This window comes from Paraburkholderia susongensis (assembly GCF_900177725.1).
GTDB lineage: Bacteria > Pseudomonadota > Gammaproteobacteria > Burkholderiales > Burkholderiaceae > Paraburkholderia > Paraburkholderia susongensis.
The window spans coordinates 122982-138556 of the sequence record NZ_FXAT01000017.1; the positions used below are offsets into that span (position 1 = coordinate 122982).

The 15575-nt window shown below is 63.5% G+C and carries 12 protein-coding genes and 1 pseudogene; 7 read left to right on the forward strand and 6 right to left on the reverse strand.

What is annotated here, in order from left to right; genetic code table 11:
• The first annotated feature begins 985 nt into the window (after positions 1-985).
• Positions 986-2134, forward strand: a complete 1149-nt coding sequence (locus B9Z01_RS31665) for a porin (protein WP_085489486.1) — start codon at positions 986-988, stop codon at positions 2132-2134.
• A 129-nt stretch (positions 2135-2263) separates the two neighbouring features.
• Here the strand turns inward: B9Z01_RS31665 and B9Z01_RS31670 are convergent.
• Positions 2264-2488: pseudogene (locus tag B9Z01_RS31670) on the reverse strand (porin); the annotation flags it as partial.
• 140 nt (positions 2489-2628) lie between these two features.
• Between B9Z01_RS31670 and B9Z01_RS31675 the strand changes: the two are divergent.
• Entirely contained in the window at positions 2629-2982 is a 354-nt protein-coding gene (locus B9Z01_RS31675) for a transposase (protein ID WP_085489487.1), read from the forward strand.
• Positions 2983-3006: 24 nt separating this feature from the next.
• On the opposite strand, the gene B9Z01_RS31680 is transcribed toward B9Z01_RS31675, so the two are convergent.
• The gene (locus B9Z01_RS31680; RefSeq protein ID WP_085489488.1) at positions 3007-3756 is read right to left on the reverse strand and encodes a Crp/Fnr family transcriptional regulator; all 750 of its coding nucleotides are present in this window, start codon (positions 3754-3756) and stop codon (positions 3007-3009) included.
• Positions 3757-3915: 159 nt separating this feature from the next.
• Between B9Z01_RS31680 and B9Z01_RS31685 the strand changes: the two genes are divergently transcribed.
• Positions 3916-5550, forward strand: coding sequence for an acyl-CoA synthetase (locus B9Z01_RS31685; RefSeq protein ID WP_085489489.1), 1635 nt, complete (start codon positions 3916-3918; stop codon positions 5548-5550).
• Here the strand turns inward: B9Z01_RS31685 and B9Z01_RS31690 are convergent, their stop codons facing one another.
• From B9Z01_RS31690 to pcaH, 3 genes are all read right to left on the reverse strand, one after another.
• Complete coding sequence (locus B9Z01_RS31690; protein WP_085489490.1) at positions 5551-6186, reverse strand: LysE family translocator; 636 nt, start codon at positions 6184-6186, stop codon at positions 5551-5553.
• Between the two features lie 294 nt (positions 6187-6480).
• Entirely contained in the window at positions 6481-7068 is a 588-nt protein-coding gene (gene pcaG / locus B9Z01_RS31695) for a protocatechuate 3,4-dioxygenase subunit alpha (protein WP_085489491.1), read from the reverse strand.
• A 3-nt stretch (positions 7069-7071) separates the two neighbouring features.
• Entirely contained in the window at positions 7072-7776 is a 705-nt protein-coding gene (gene pcaH / locus B9Z01_RS31700) for a protocatechuate 3,4-dioxygenase subunit beta (protein ID WP_085489492.1), read from the reverse strand.
• A 111-nt stretch (positions 7777-7887) separates the two neighbouring features.
• Between pcaH and pcaQ the strand changes: the two genes are divergently transcribed.
• Together pcaQ and B9Z01_RS31710 are read left to right on the forward strand one after the other, a co-directional pair.
• Positions 7888-8943 (forward strand): pca operon transcription factor PcaQ, encoded by a 1056-nt coding sequence (pcaQ, locus tag B9Z01_RS31705; RefSeq protein ID WP_085489493.1) that lies wholly within the window; start codon positions 7888-7890, stop codon positions 8941-8943.
• Between the two features lie 274 nt (positions 8944-9217).
• Complete coding sequence (locus B9Z01_RS31710; RefSeq protein WP_085489494.1) at positions 9218-10345, forward strand: 4-hydroxyphenylpyruvate dioxygenase family protein; 1128 nt, start codon at positions 9218-9220, stop codon at positions 10343-10345.
• A gap of 44 nt (positions 10346-10389) precedes the next feature.
• Here B9Z01_RS31710 and B9Z01_RS31715 read toward each other — a convergent pair whose 3' ends face one another.
• On the reverse strand, positions 10390-11322 hold the full coding sequence (locus B9Z01_RS31715) for a LysR substrate-binding domain-containing protein (RefSeq protein WP_208626341.1): 933 nt from the start codon (positions 11320-11322) through the stop codon (positions 10390-10392).
• Positions 11323-11431: 109 nt separating this feature from the next.
• On the opposite strand from B9Z01_RS31715, the gene B9Z01_RS31720 reads away from it, so the two are divergent.
• On the forward strand, positions 11432-12469 hold the full coding sequence (locus B9Z01_RS31720; protein WP_085489496.1) for a DUF1338 domain-containing protein: 1038 nt from the start codon (positions 11432-11434) through the stop codon (positions 12467-12469).
• 47 nt (positions 12470-12516) lie between these two features.
• Positions 12517-15525: an FAD-binding and (Fe-S)-binding domain-containing protein gene (locus tag B9Z01_RS31725; RefSeq protein ID WP_085489497.1), complete on the forward strand. Its 3009-nt coding sequence runs from the start codon at positions 12517-12519 to the stop codon at positions 15523-15525.
• Positions 15526-15575: the final 50 nt, after the last annotated feature.

The following is a 15575-nucleotide window of genomic DNA, read 5'->3' on the forward strand; positions in this document are numbered from 1 at the left end:
TGGAGCCGTTTCTGGCGGCACCGGCCGACGACGCACCGGCTCGGCACTCGCAACGCAGCCCATAAGCCGGAATCCGGTGGAATCAGGGAAACTCCCGTGTGAAAAAGGGCGCTGCCGGACCGTTAAATGAAGACGGAATGGCTTATTGATGGATGCCATCCGCTTTCAGCACGGGTTTTGTCACGCGGCGGCCGGCGCCGCAATTCACCTCCGGGCAGCACCCGTGCTGAAGGCTTCCTCGCGCGTGGTATAGACGCCTTATAAAGACGCTGATAAAGAGGCACGCCGAAACCGGAATTAAAAAACCGCCTTGAAGGCGGTTTTTTATTGGCGGCCGTACGTGGATCCGCGCAAGCCGGGACCGTTGATCTGCCACGCAGACGTGCGGTCATCCGACCGCGGCAAAACAATCCAATCAATCCGATCAATCCAATACGCACGAATAACCGTAGGTGCTTGTGAAATAAATCAATCGACCGACGGCAAGTTATCAATTGAACGTTGTCGCAAAAAAGACAGCTCTAACTTCATTAAGTTCCCCGCTCTCGTAAATAAATTCGGACCACACCGAAAACGCTTTCTTTAATCGCTTCCTTTTCGGAAAAATTCCCTCGCTTATTTGTTAACGGTTCCGACCCGATTACGTCAGGCGTATTAAAGACCGTTGCAAACGCGCAACTCAGAATATTGAGACATTGCAAGTTGCTTTTGGCTGAAGCAGGCGATCCGGGGCTGCGATATTGCAATAAACGTCGGAAAAACAACGACTTAACCCTATCCTCCTACGGATTGTTGCGGATTTCGAAAAATCCTGTTGCGCAAACTACCTGCGCCGCTATTAGGGTGTCCCCCTACACTCACGCTTCGCTTTAAGGGTGCCCAGTCGATCCGCACAGTTCGGCCGACAGGGCGGCGGCAGATGGGATGTATCCGCTGCTGAGGCAGGTCCTGCTCCCCCGTGAAAATTTTTCGAATTGGAGTTTCCATGAAAAAGAGTCTCATCGTCGTTGCGGCTGCCGCATCGTTCGCTTCTGTCGCTCACGCACAAAGCAGCGTGACCCTGTATGGTCTGCTCGACGCAGGTCTGACGTACACCAGCAACGTGGCCGGCAACTCCAAGTGGGCAGCTGGTAGCGGCGGCATCAACCAAAGCATGTTCGGTCTGCGTGGCTCGGAAGATCTGGGCGGCGGTCTGAAGGCAATCTTCACGTTGGAAAGCGGCTTCAACATCAACAACGGCGGCCTCGGTAACAACGGCGGCATCTTCAACCGTCAAGCGTTCGTCGGTCTGTCGAGCGCGCAATTCGGTACCGTCACGCTGGGCCGTCAATACGACGCAGCGCAAGACTACCTCGCACCGCTGACCGCAACCGGCAGCTGGGGCGGCACGTACTTCGCTCACCCGTTCAACAACGACAACCTGAACACCAACGGTGGTCTGTCGGTTAACAACTCGATCAAGTACTCGAGCGCCAACTACGCTGGCTTCACGTTCGGCGGCACGTACGGCTTCTCGAACCAGGCTGGCGCATTCGCAAACAACCGCCAGTACAGCTTGGGTGCTGCATACCAGTGGCAAGGCCTGCACCTCGGTGCTGCCTACGCACAGCAGAACAACCCGGCTGCTAACACGTCGGGTGCTTCGGACGGCGTCCTTGCGAACACGGCTGGCGTGTACCCCGCCACTTCGCAATTCCGTCAGCGCCAGTTCGGCGCAGCAGCTTCGTACGGCTTCGGCCCGGCAGTCGTCGGCGTGGCATGGACGCAATCGCGCATCGACAACCTGGTCGGCGCGGAAGTGGGTCAGCGTCAAGGCCACACGAACAACTACGAAATCAACGGCAAGTACAACCTGACGCCGGCTCTCGGCCTGGGCATCGCGTACACGTTCACCGACGCACGCGGCTACGGCATCAATGCTGACGGCAACGACATGAAGACCCGTTACCACCAGATCGGCGCACAGGCTGACTACTCGCTGTCGAAGCGCACGGACGTCTACGCTCAGGTCGTGTACCAGCACGCAATGGGCGACGGCGGCGTGGCATCGATCTACAGCGGCGACAACACGGTTCCGACCTCGTCGTCGAAGAACCAGACGGCTGCTACGGTCGGTCTGCGTCACCGCTTCTAAGCTTCAACAGAAGCAGCCTGTAGCACATGCAGGACAAAAAGGTGCCGTTCGCGGCACCTTTTTTTTATGCGCTCGCCGATTGTCGAGGCGGCGCAAAACGATGCGAAAAACCCGGTATCCGCAGAAACGGATACCGGGTTTTTTTGCATCATGCAGGGCTCTCGCGCTGTCGACGAAGCCCGTGTCGTCTTTCGAATGCAGATAGCCGACATACAGCTTCGTCGAACTGAACGCATAGACCGCGTTCGCATTGAAGATGGTCTGCTTGTGATTGCTGTTGTCGCTGTTCTGCTGCACACCGGCCGCGACCGAGAGCGGGCCCGTCACGTACGACAGCGTGAAGCCGTACATATTGCGGTTTTTGACAATTGCCTCTGTTTACTTGACAAGAATTGACTTTTGCTCGCACTCGCTTCGAGTAGTCTCAAAATAATTGCCCTAAACATCATTTACGCAGCGACGCCGGCGCATGTTTTGCACGCGCGCTTTTATGCATGACTATTCCTTCTCCCGAACCCGTCGCGCTCTGGCCTGTCGTGCAGGATCTAACCGACGAGCAATGGCAGTGCGTCGCGCCGCTCCTGCCTGAAATGCTGAACGAAGGGCCGCGTCGCGGACGTCCGCCGATCGATATCCGCCACGTGCTGAACAGCGTGATGTGGGTGCTGCACACGCGCGCGCCGTGGGGCGCAATGCCCGGGCACTACGTGCCGTACCAGACCGCGCATCGTTACTATCTGCGCTGGAAAAAATCCGGTGTGCTGACCGCGATCATGATTGCGCTGTTCAAGACCGACGCGATCCTCGAAATGCGCGCGACGCGCAGGAGCGGCATGCGCGCGGGTTAGCCTGATCGCACCCGGCTCGCGCGCCTAGATCTGTTCCCGCCCAAACGCGCTCAGACGCTCCAGATCGAGCACGTCGATCTGGTTGTACGACAGACGCAAAATCTGCAGCTTTTCGAGGTTCTGCAACGCCTGGTTGATCCGCTGGCGCGATACGCCGGCGAGCAGGCCGACTTCTTCCTGCGAAATGGCGAGCGTGCGGCCCGTGTCCGGATAGAGGTCGGGATTGAACAGTTGCGCGAGCGACTGCGCGACGCGTGCGTCCACGTCGAGCAGCCGGCTGTTCTGGATCGACGCGATGAATTCCCCCATGCGGTTGTTCAGTTGCCGGATCACGAAGCCCGTGAACGGCAGGCTCGATTCGAGCAACGCATGGAAGGTCGCGGACGGCACGAACATCACGAGCGAAGGCTGGATCGCCGCCACATCGTATTTGCGCAATTCCCGCTTGATGACGCTGCCTTCGCCGAACCATCCGCCGGGCGGCACGCCGGAGAGCGTGCAACTGCGACCCGACGCGTTGTAGATGGCGAGCTTGATGAGCCCGGAGTGAACGCCGATCCAATAGTCGGACGGCTCCTGGCGGCGCGCGATCCACGCGCCGCCTTCCAGATGCTCCGCGTGCGCGGTGGCGAGCACCATCGCCTGATGCTCGGCGGCGAGCGCGCGAAACCACGCGCAATGCTCGAAGAGCCGCGCGAGGCTGGCGGGCTCGCTGTGCACGGTGCGCTGGGGCGGGCGGGTGTCGGCGCGGACGGTGAGCGGAGCGTCGTTCATAAGCGGTCTGGGAGTGGTTCCGGACGGGCCGGTTCGGGAGCGCTACTCTGTCATTTGAATGACAGACAGTACGCGATGACAATTGCTAGGCTAGGGTCCACGAATCAGAACAGAATCAGAACAATCAGCGGCGCGGCTCGCGCCTCAGGAGACGATGCAATGACAAAGCACATGTTCGACGAAGGTCTCGAGCGGCGCGAGGCCAATTATGTCCCGCTGACACCGGTCGACTTCCTCGTGCGCGCCGCGCAAGTGTATGGCGAGCGGCTGGCGGTCGTCCATGGGGAGATCCGCCGCACCTGGCGCGAGACCGACGAACGCGCGCGGCGGCTCGCAAGCGCGCTCGCGCAGGCGGGCGTCGGCCGTGGCGATACGGTCGCCGCGCTGCTGCCCAACATCCCGCCGATGATCGAGGCGCACTTCGGCGTGCCGATGGCGGGCGCCGTGCTCAACACGCTCAATACGCGGCTCGACGTCGCGTCGCTGCTGTTCATGCTGCGCCACGGCGAGGCGAAGGTGCTGATCGTCGACACGGAATACGGCGAGCTTGCGCATCGCGCGGCGCTCGAGTTTCCCGAGCTGCGCATCATCAGCGTGGCTGACGCGCAGCCCGCCGACGCCGCGCAGTTCATCCGCACGACCGATTACGAAGCGTTCCTGCAAGCCGGCGACCCGGCCTTCGAATGGACTCCGCCCGCCGACGAATGGGAGGCGATCGCGCTCAACTACACGTCGGGCACGACCGGCGATCCGAAGGGCGTGGTCTATCACCATCGCGGCGCGTATCTGAACGCGCTCAGCAATATCCTCGAATGGGACATGCCGAAACACGCGGTCTATCTGTGGACGCTGCCGCTGTTCCACTGCAACGGCTGGTGCTTTCCGTGGACCGTGGCCGCGCGCGCGGGCGTGAACGTCTGTCTGCGCAAATTCGACGCGAAGACCGTGTTCGAGCTGATTCGCCGCGAACACATCACGCACTATTGCGGCGCGCCGATCGTGCAGAACGCGCTCGCCAATGCGCCGGCCGAATGGCGCGAGGGCATCACGCATCGCGTCTCGACGATGGTCGCGGGCGCGGCGCCGCCGCCCGCCGTGATCGCGAAGATGAAGGAGATCGGCTTCGATCTGACGCACGTGTACGGGCTCACCGAGACCTACGGGCCCGCCGCCGTCTGCGCGAAACAGGACGCGTGGGATGCGCTCGACGACAACACGCGCGCCGATCTGACCGCGCGGCAGGGCGTGCGTTATCACCTGCAGGCGGCGGTCGCGGTGCTCGACCCGGACACGCTCGAACCGGTGCCGGACGACGGCGAAACGCTCGGCGAGATCATGTTTCGCGGCAACATCTGCATGAAGGGCTATCTGAAGAACGAGCGCGCGACCGAAGCGGCTTTTCAGGGCGGCTGGTTCCATACCGGCGACCTCGGCGTGCGCACGTCCGACGGCTATATCCGCATTCGCGATCGCAGCAAGGACATCATCATTTCGGGCGGCGAGAACATTTCGAGCATCGAGGTCGAGGACACGCTGTATCGCCATCCGGCGGTGTCGGTGGCGGCGGTGGTCGCGATGGCCGATCCGAAGTGGGGCGAGGTGCCGTGCGCGTTCATCGAGCTGAAGGAAGGCGCACAGGCGACCGAGGCGGAAATCATCGCGCACTGCCGGCTGTTTCTGGCCGGCTATAAATTGCCGAAAGCAGTGCGCTTCGGCGAGTTGCCGAAAACGTCGACGGGGAAAATCCAGAAGTTCGAATTGCGCGCGCGCATCAAGGCGGAGGGCAAGGGCTGATCAGATACCCACCTTGTGTGCATTCAGAATCAGCCGCAATCCAAGCGCGGTGACCGCGCTGGCGGCGACGCGATCGATCCACGCCTTCCAGCGCAGATAGATTTCGCGCGGACGTTTGCTCGAAAAGCACAGTGCGACGACCGTGTACCAGCCGGCTTCGATCGCGAAGATCGCGGGCGGCAGCGCAAAGTAGCACCACGTCGGCGGATGCTGCGGCAACAGGGCCGCGAAGATGCTGCCGTAGTAGACAGCCGTCTTCGGATTGCTGAGCTGCGTGGTGAGGCCGATCCAGAACGATTTGCGCGGATTGCCGCCGCCGGTGTGCGTTGCGTTGAACGCGAGCGGGGTTGCGGCGCCGCGCCAGATTTTCGACGCGAGGTAGATGAGGTAGAGACCCCCGGCCACCTTCAGGCCGACGTACAGCCATTCGACCGACGCCAGCAGCGTGTAGAGGCCGAGCAGCGCAATGCCGCTGAAGAACACGCCGCCGATACCCATGCCGAGCGCCGTCGCCAGACCGTCGCCGCGCGACAGGCCGATCGCATTGCGCGCGACGATGACGAAGCTCGGTCCCGGACTCATCGCCCCTAGCAGCAGCGCGGCGAGAATCGTGAGGATGGCGGTTGAGGCGGGCATTGTCGTGTCTCCGGAAGGGCGGCCCGCCGATGGTGCATCGCATGACGGGCCGGTAGCGAGTACCGCATTGTCCGCTAATAGCGAGGCTGAAGTCACGCATGCCAAAAAATCGTGCGCCGCCCAATGCGATGCCTTCGCCGCTGCCGGGCGCACGGAAAAAAGCCGAAAAAAAAGCCCGCGCAAGGCGGGCTCAACTTCAACTACTCGGAGTTTCGCGATCCAGTCGCTTGACGGATCAAGCCGAGTTTATTTGAAAGCGATATGAAAGTGTTAAAAAATCGCTTCAAAGCCGCTTCAAAGATCGAAAAACACGGTTTCCTTATCGCCCTGCATGTGGATGTCGAAGCGGAACACGCTCGCGTTGTTCGGGTCGCGACGCGCGATCAGCGTGTTGCGGCGCTCGGCCGGCACCGACGCCAGCACGGCGTCCTGCCCGTTCGCCTGCGCTTCGTCCTCGAAATAGATGCGCGTGAACGTGTGCAGCAGCATGCCGCGCATCGTCAGGATCACGTTGATGTGCGGCGCTTCGCCGGGGTTCGCGCGGCCAGGCTTCACCGTTTCGACGACAAAGCGCTTGTGCGCGTCCGTGCCCGTGCCGACGCGTGCAAAACCGTTGAAGCCGCTCTTCTGGATTTCCGCGCGCGACTCCGGATAGCGGCCGCTCGCGTCCACTTGCGACATTTCGAGCATCGCGTCGCCGACCACCTTGCCGTCGCCGTCGAACACCTGGCCGACGATCGTGATGTGCTCGCCGGCCGCTTCACGCTCGGCCAGAACGGGCGTGAACAGGCTCCTGTAGTCGAAGTCGTATTGCTGCGGGCAAAGACCGTAGGCGAAGTACGGGCCAACGGTTTGCGAAGGCGTTTGCTTGAGGGTCGTCATGGCTTAGCGCTCCATCGGGGTTTCGTTCGGGCCGCGCAGCACGATGTCGAAATCGTAGCCGAGCGCGTAGGCCTCTTGCGTAATGTCGAGCGAGAACTTCGAGATCATGCGCTCACGGGCTTGCTCCGGCGTGCCTTGATAGATCGGGTCGAACGCGAGCAGCGGGTCGCCGGGGAAGTACATCTGCGTGACGAGGCGCGAGCCGAAGTGGTCGCCGAAAAGCGAGAAGTGGATGTGCTGCGGACGCCATGCGTTCGGGTGATTGCCCCACGGATACGCCCCCGGCTTGATGGTCAGGAAGCGGTAGCGGCCTTCGTTGTCGGTGACGCAGCGGCCCGCGCCGAGGAAGTTCGGATCGAGCGGCGCGTCGTGCTGGTCGGCCTTGTGCACGTAGCGGCCGGCAGCGTTCGCCTGCCAGATTTCGACCAGCGTGTTGCGCACCGGACGGCCGCCTTCGTCGAGCACCCGGCCCGTCACGATGATGCGCTCGCCGAGCGGCTCGCCGTTGCGCACCGCGTTGCGCGTCAGATCGGCGTCGAGCGGATCGAGGTCGTCGGTGCCGTAGACCGGCACGCGCTGGTCGCGCAGACGTTCCTTCAGCGGGATCAGCGGGCGCGTGGGGCCGCGCTTGACCGACGAACCGTACGGCGGATAGATGTACTCAGGATGGGACGCGAAATCGCGCGGGGTGAGGGAAGAGTCTTCCATGAAGTGTCTCCGTGGGAGGAATCGTGAGGTGCGACGTTATGACAGGCACTTTATCCAAAGCTAGCGGTTATGCAAAATGACGTTTTCGTTCGTTTCGTATAACCTTCCGTTATGCAACGCAGTCTCGCGGATAGCCGCGTCAAATTCCGTCATCTCCAGTGCTTCCTGGCTGTCGCGCAGTTCGGCAGCGTCCAGCGGGCGGCGGACAGCCTGTCCGTCACGCAGCCCGCCGTTTCGAAGACGGTTGCCGAACTCGAGGCGATTCTCGGCGTGAAACTGTTCGAGCGCGGCCGTCATGGCGCCGTGCCCACGCGCGAGGGGCAGCTTTTCATGCCGCATGCGAGCGCCTGTGTCAGCGCGCTGCGACAAGGCGTCGATCTGCTCGCGCGCGCCGAGGGCGCGGCTGCCGCGACGCTCGAAATCGGCATCTTGCCGACCGTCGCGGCGGTGCTCGTGCCGCCCGTGCTCAGGCAGTTCGCGGCGCAGTGGCCGCGCGTGATCGTGCGTCTTGCGACCGGCGCGAACCCGGAATTGCTCGAGCGTCTGAAGGCGGGTTCGATCGAATTCGCGATCGGCCGCCTCGCGGACCCGGAGCGGATGGTCGGCCTCAGCTTCGAGCAACTATTCACCGAGCCGCTGATCGCCGTGGTGCGGGCCGGGCATCCGCTCGCGCAGGGCGCGGGTCTGCCCGCCACCTCGCTCGAAGCATTTCCCGTCGTGCTGCCGCCGTTCGGCACGCTGATCCGCCAGTCGGCCGAGAGTCTGCTTGGCGCGTGGGGCGTGCCGCCGCTGTCGGCGTTCGTCGAGGTGCTGTCGGTGTCGACGGGACGCGCGCTGACGCTCGAGAACGACGCGGTGTGGTTCGTGCCGCTGAGCGCCGTCGAATACGAACTGGCGCATGGCATGCTGGTGCGGCTGCCCTTGCCGTTCGCGGGCACCGGCGAGCCAGTGGGGCTGATCCGCCGCTCGGATACGCAGCCGTCGGCGGTGGGGCACGCGTTTATCGAGGCGGTGCGCGAGGTCGCGCAGCGGAGGATGGCGGCGGGGGCAGGCAAGACCACGGGCAAGGATGCGGCTAAAAACACGCGCCACGCCGTGGATAAAGCGCCGGGTAAGCTTGCGCGCAAGCGTAGCCAGGGCAGCGGGCCGCGCAATCGAGGCGAGTGACCGGTCAGCCGGCATGAGCGGCATGAGCGGCAAAGCAGCAGGTGCCGAGTGCCCGATCGCTTGACGGATGAACCATCCAGTACAAAATGAAGGTTGCGAACGTCCCGCGACCCGGTGTACAAACACGGTGCGAAGGCCGCCGCAGCCCGTCCAGGCTGCGGCACACCACGCGCACGTCTTGCATTGAGCACCACATCGCGAACAGCCGGAACGGTTTGCGCCGAACCCCGGAAAGACCGGCCGCCGCGTCGAAAGACCGTACAAGGAGATTGCCATGCCTAGCGACTTGCCCACTCCAGACGCCGCGCTGCGCGCCGTGTCCGCACCTGAGCACAATCCGCTCGGCACGGCCGGCATCGAATTCGTGGAGTTTGCCGCGCGCGATCCGCGCTCGCTCGGCGAGACCTTCACGCGGCTCGGCTTCAAGGCCATCGCGCGTCATATCAGCAAGGACGTCACGCTGTACCGGCAGGGCGAGATGAATTTCCTCATCAATGCCGAACCCGATTCGTTTGCCGCGCGCTATGCCGAGGAATACGGCGTCGGCATCTGCGCGATCGGAATTCGCGTCGCCGACGCGCAGCGCGCGTTCGAGCGCGCGGTGGAACTCGGTGCATGGGAATTCGAGGGCGAGCGCCTCGGCGTGGGCGAACTGCTGATTCCGGCGATCCAGGGCATCGGCGATTCGCACATCTATTTCGTCGACCGTTGGCGCGGGCGCGGCGGCCAGCGTGGCGGCCTCGGCGATATTTCGATCTTCGACATCGATTTCCGCCCCATCGAAATCGACACGGCGCAAGCCGATCTGAACCATACGGGCAGCGGCCTCGTCGCGGTCGACCATCTGACGCAAACCGTCGGCGAAGGCCGCATGCAGGAATGGATCGACTTCTATCGCGATCTGCTCAACTTCCGCGAGATTCACGAACTGCATGCGAACTGGCACGTGTCGGCGGAATCGCGCGTGATGGTGTCGCCGTGCGGCGCGATCCGCGTGCCGCTCTATGAAGAAGGCACGCGCCGGACCAGCCTGATGCACGACTATCTGCCCGATCATCCGGGCGAAGGCGTGCAGCACATCGCGCTCGCCACCGACGACATCTTCGCGTGCGTCGAGCACCTGCTCGCGAACGGCGTCGAATTCGTCGAGCCGCCGCCGCGCTATTACGATCAGCTCGATGCGCGGTTGCCGGGCCACGGGCTCGACGTCGAGCGGCTGCGGCGCACGCACGTTCTCGTGGATGGCGAAATCGGCGCGCACGGCGTGCCGCTGCTGTTTTTCCAGACCTTCGTGCGCCGCCGCGCCGGCGAGATCTTCTTCGAGATCGTGCAGCGCCAGGGGCATCATGGCTTCGGCGAAGGCAATCTAGCCGCGCTCGCGCAGGCGCGCGAGCGCGGCTAGACGTGGCGCGTATGTGTTGCGTGTATGCGTGATCGCGCGTTAGATCACGCTCCTTCCGGCGTTTGCGCCAACTCAGGATAAAGCGCGCCATACGCCGCGGCTTCCCGCAACAGCCACTCGCGGAAACTCGCGAGCGGCTTGCCGTGACTCAATTCGGTCGGATAGACGAGGTAGTACGCCGTGTCGGCGACGGCGGGCGTGTCGAACGGAATCACGAGGCCGAACTGCTTCAACTGCCTGTCGACGAAAAAGCGCGGCACGAGCGCAATGCCGAGGCCGGCCGCGGCCGCGCTGATCAGCATCGTGTGGAGTTCGTAGCGCACGCCCTGCATGGTGCGGTTGTCGTCGACGTCGAGCTCGGTGAACCATGTTGCCCAGCCATCCGGCCGCGTCGTGGAATGCAGCAGCGGATAGTTCAGCAGTTCGGCGGGGTTGCGGATCGGCCGCTTCAGCAGACTCGCCGCGCACACCGGCACCACTTCCTCGCGGAACAGAAAGTCCGCCGACGTACCCGGCCATGTCGGCTTGCCATAGTGGATCGCCGCTTCGAAAGGCGTGTCGGCGAACGGAAACGTGGCGGTGCGCACGCCCATGTTCACGCGCACGTCCGGGTGCTGTTCGTTGAATGCGGCCATACGCGGAATCAGCCATTGCGACGCGAACGTCGGTAATACCGCCAGTTCCAGATAACCACCGCCGCTGCCATGCGCGATGATCGACAGCGTGTCGCGGTCGAGCTGTTCGAGCGAGCGCCGCACCTGCGCGCTATAGACCTTGCCGGCCCGCGTCAGCACCACGCGCTGCTTGACGCGCACGAAGAGCCGCACGCCGAGATTGCCCTCGAGCGTGTTGATCTGCCGCGACACCGCGCTTTCGGTGAGGAACAGTTCGCGTGCCGCATGCGTGAAGCTTTCGTGCCTCGCGGCGGCTTCGAAAGCGAGCAGCGCGCCCATGTTGGGAATCTTGAACTTTCGCACGTTAATTCCTAAAACGCATCAAGTGGCGATTTTATCTCGCTTTACGGCCATGCAGTGGATTTTGAATAATCTCGCCCGTCATGATTGCCGCGCTGCGTGGAGATCCCGAATGCGAAACTTCAAGAATGCGAATGTCGAACAACTGCTGCTGAAACTGCTGGGCGCGGAAAAAACCGCGCGGCTCTTCGCCACGCTGAACCATCCGCGCGTGCTCGATGAATGGGAGAGCGGCAGCGTCACGCGCGCCGAACTCGCGCAGGCGATGAACATGGCGCTCTTCGGCGACCTGCTCGCGCGCTCGCAGAACGGCCGCCGCTATACCGAGGAAACGGTGGCGGGCGGCGGCGGTGTGTACTTCGATCACGGCGCGCTGCGTACCGTGCGCTGGCCGCACAGCGGTGCGCTGCCGCCGGGCGAGGCCGCGTTCGCGCGCATCCTGGGGCCGCTCGGCTTTCGTATCAACGGCCGCTATCCGCTCGATCGTCTCGGCATGACGGGCCGTGCGTGGGCACACGAAGATGCGCCCGATGAGATCGCGCAGTTTTTCGTCAGCGAATTGCATCCCGAGCGTTTTTCCGCGGCGTTCCAGCAGGCGGTGACGAACGTGATCGGCGCGTCGCGCGATCCGCTGACGCCGCGCGCGAGCGGCCTGCTGTGGGAACTCGAGCGCGACGGCGTGCTGCCGCTCGATGCGGCGCATGAACTGCTGCCGGTGATCGTCGGCGCCTTCGCGCGTCAGCACGATATGCCACGGGAAGCCGATTACGAAGTATTGTTGAAGGAATCGGCGGAAATGGCGTGGATCGCGACCGAAGGCAATGCGTTCAATCACGCGACGGATCGCGTCGCGGACGTCTTCAAGCTGTCGGACGACGAGAAGGCCAAGGGGCGTCCAATGAAGCCGAAAGTCGAGCATTCGCGTTCCGGGCGCGTATTCCAGACCGCGTATCGCGCGGATATCGTGCAGCGTGAATTTCGCGCGGCCGATGGCAGCGTCGTCACGCGCGACGTGCCGGGCTCGTTCTACGAATTCATCACGCGCAAGCGCAGTTTCGATCAGGACGCGCGCCGCTGGGAAACGGACCTGCGTTTCGACGCGGGCAATGCACAGGGCATCTTCAGGATGACCGCAAGCCAGGCAGCCTGAGCGCAACATGGCGGCGCGTGGGCCAGGCATCGCAGACGAGGTGCGCAGTGGGGACGTCATTGGATGAAGAGCAGCGCGTAAGCATGCAGGCGAAGGAAACCTCGGGCCAGCGCGTTACGCCGAATCAGGCGCGCGGCGCGACGCCGTTCGCGGGCAGCGCCGCCGTCTTGCGGGCGCTCGAAAGCGATCTGCGCCAGCACGTGCGCGGTGAGGTGCGTTTCGATCAGGGTTCCAAAGCATTGTATGCGTCGGATGCGTCGAACTATCGGCAAATCCCGCTCGGCGTCGTGGTGCCCGCCGACATCGACGATCTGCTCGCCACGCTTTCCGCCTGCCGGCGCAACGACGTGCCGTTTCTCGCGCGCGGCGGCGGCACGTCGCAGAACGGCCAGTGCGTGAACGTGGCCGTCGTGGCTGACGCAAGCAAGTATGTGAACCGCGTGGTGTCGGTCGACCCGGTGGCACGCACGGCGATCGTCGAGCCAGGTGTCGTATGCGACACGCTGCGCGATGCCGCCGAGCAGCACGGCCTCACGTTCGCGCCCGATCCGGCCACGCACAGCCGCTGCACGCTCGGCGGCATGATCGCCAACAACTCGTGCGGCGCACATTCGGTGATGGCCGGCAAGACGGTCGAAAACATCGAGGCGCTCGAAGTCGCGACTTTCGACGGCGCACGCTTCTGGGTCGGTCCGACGTCCGACGGCGAACTCGAACGCATCATCGCCGCAGGTGGCCGCCAGGGTGAAATCTACGCGGCGCTCAAGCAGTTGCGCGACACCTACGCCGAACAGATTCGCGCGAAATTCCCGCAGATCAAGCGACGCGTGTCCGGCTTCAATCTCGATCAGCTGCTGCCGGAAAACGGCTTTAACGTCGCGCGTGCATTGGTCGGCACCGAAGGCACTTGCGCCGTCACGTTGCAGGCGAAAGTGCGCCTCGTGAAGAGTCCGGCGAAACGCGTGATCGTCGTGGCCGGTTTTACGGACATCTACACGGCGGCGGATGCGGTGCCGCATTTCATGCGCTGTGAGCCGATCGCGATCGAAGGGCTCGACCGCGCGATCATTCGTGGTTTGCAGGCGCGCGGCTTGAAGAAGGACGAAATCGCCTTGCTGCCCGAAGGCGACGCGTGGGTCGTGCTCGAATTCGGCGCGGACACACGGGACGCGGTGTTGCAGCAGGCACAGGCCGCTGCCGCGTATTTCTCGTCGGGGGCAGCGGGGCTGAACATCTCGACGATGCTCGTCGAAGACCGCACGTTGCAGGCGAAGGTGTGGTCGATTCGCGAGACAGGCGCGTCGGCGGTGGCGTTGTCGGTCGATCCGAACCGGCCCGACCCCGTGGTCGGCTGGGAAGATGCGGCGGTTGATCCGCTGCGGCTCGGCGATTATCTGCGCGCGTTCCAGGCGCTCGTCGATCGCTACGGCTACGAGACGAGCCTGTACGGCCATTTCGGCGACGGCTGCGTGCATGCGCGCATCACGTTCGATCTGCGCAGCGCCGAAGGCGTCGCGACGTGGCGCGGATTTTTGCGCGAAGCCGCGGAACTCGTGGTCGAATTCGGCGGCTCGCTGTCGGGCGAACACGGCGACGGCCAGGCGAAAGCCGAGTTTCTGCCGATCATGTACGGCCCCGAGCTGATGCAGGCGATGGAGCAATTCAAGGCGATCTGGGACCCGGCTAACCGCCTGAATCCGGGCAAGGTCGTGCATGCCTATCGCGCCGACGAAAACCTGCGCATGGGCCCCGCATACAAGCCGGTGACGCTGCATACGAAGCTGGCGTTCGCGAGTCAGGAGGGGGACGGTTTTCAGCGTGCGATCGAGCGCTGCATCGGCATGGGCAAATGCCGCTCGCTCGAAGGCGGCACGATGTGCCCGAGCTACCGCGCGACGCGCGAAGAGAAGTACTCGACGCGCGGCCGCGCGCATCTGTTCTGGGAGATGCTGCAAGGCGAGGTGATCGCCGATGGCTGGCACAGCCGCGAGGTGAAAGAGGCGCTCGACACCTGCCTCGCATGCAAGGGCTGCAAGTCCGATTGCCCGACGCATACGGATATGGCGTCGTACAAGGCGGAGTTTCTTTCGCATTACTACGAAAAGAACCGGCGGCCGCGTCAGGCGCTCTTCATGGGACGGATCGGTGAATGGGCGCCGTGGGCGGCGCGCTTTGCGCGTCTGACGAACTTCATGACGACGGCGCCGGGTTTGTCTGCGCTCGGAAAATGGGTGGCGGGTGTCGCGCAGGCGCGTGCGTTGCCGCAATTCGCCGCGGCGACTTACAGACAGAGCGCGCTGCGCACATCCAGAAGTGACACGTGCGGCGATGGGAAGAAAGTGATCCTCTGGGTCGATACGTTCAACGACCATTTCACGCCCGAGGTCGCGCGGGCCGCCGCCGATGTGCTGACGCAACTGGGCTGGCAAGTCGTGCTGCCGAAGAGCCGCCTGTGTTGCGGGAGGCCGCTATACGACTTCGGCTTGCTCGAACGCGCGCGCGAGCTGCTCACACATATCGTCGACGACCTCGCGGACGATATCGCCGCCGGCGTGCCGCTGGTCGGTCTCGAGCCTGGTTGCCTGTCTGTGTTCAAGGACGAGCTGCTGAAGCAACTGCCCGATCACGCTCTGGCGCAGAAGTTGTCCGCGCAGACCTTCCTGTTTTCCGATTTCGTCGCGCGTCAGCCGTTCGACTGGCCGACGCTTGCGGCCGACGTGGTCGTGCACGGCCATTGTCATCAGAAAGCATTGTTCGGCATGCAGGGCGATACGGCGCTGCTGAACAAACTCGGGGTGAAATGGAAACTGCTCGATACGGGATGCTGCGGAATGGCGGGATCGTTCGGCTTTAACGTCGAGCATCACGCGCTGTCGGAGAAGATCGGCGAGGACAAGCTGTTTCCGGCGGTGCGTGAAGCGACCGCGGAGAATGCGCAGACGCTCGTGCTGACCAACGGCTTCAGTTGCCGCGAACAGATCGAGCATGGCACGGGGCAGCACGCGTTGCATATTGCACAACTCGCGCAGCGGGCGCTGGCGGCGCGCCAGATGTGAGGTGCCTCGCGCGCGCGAGGTGTGCAATGAGCGCGCCCCGGGTATTCACA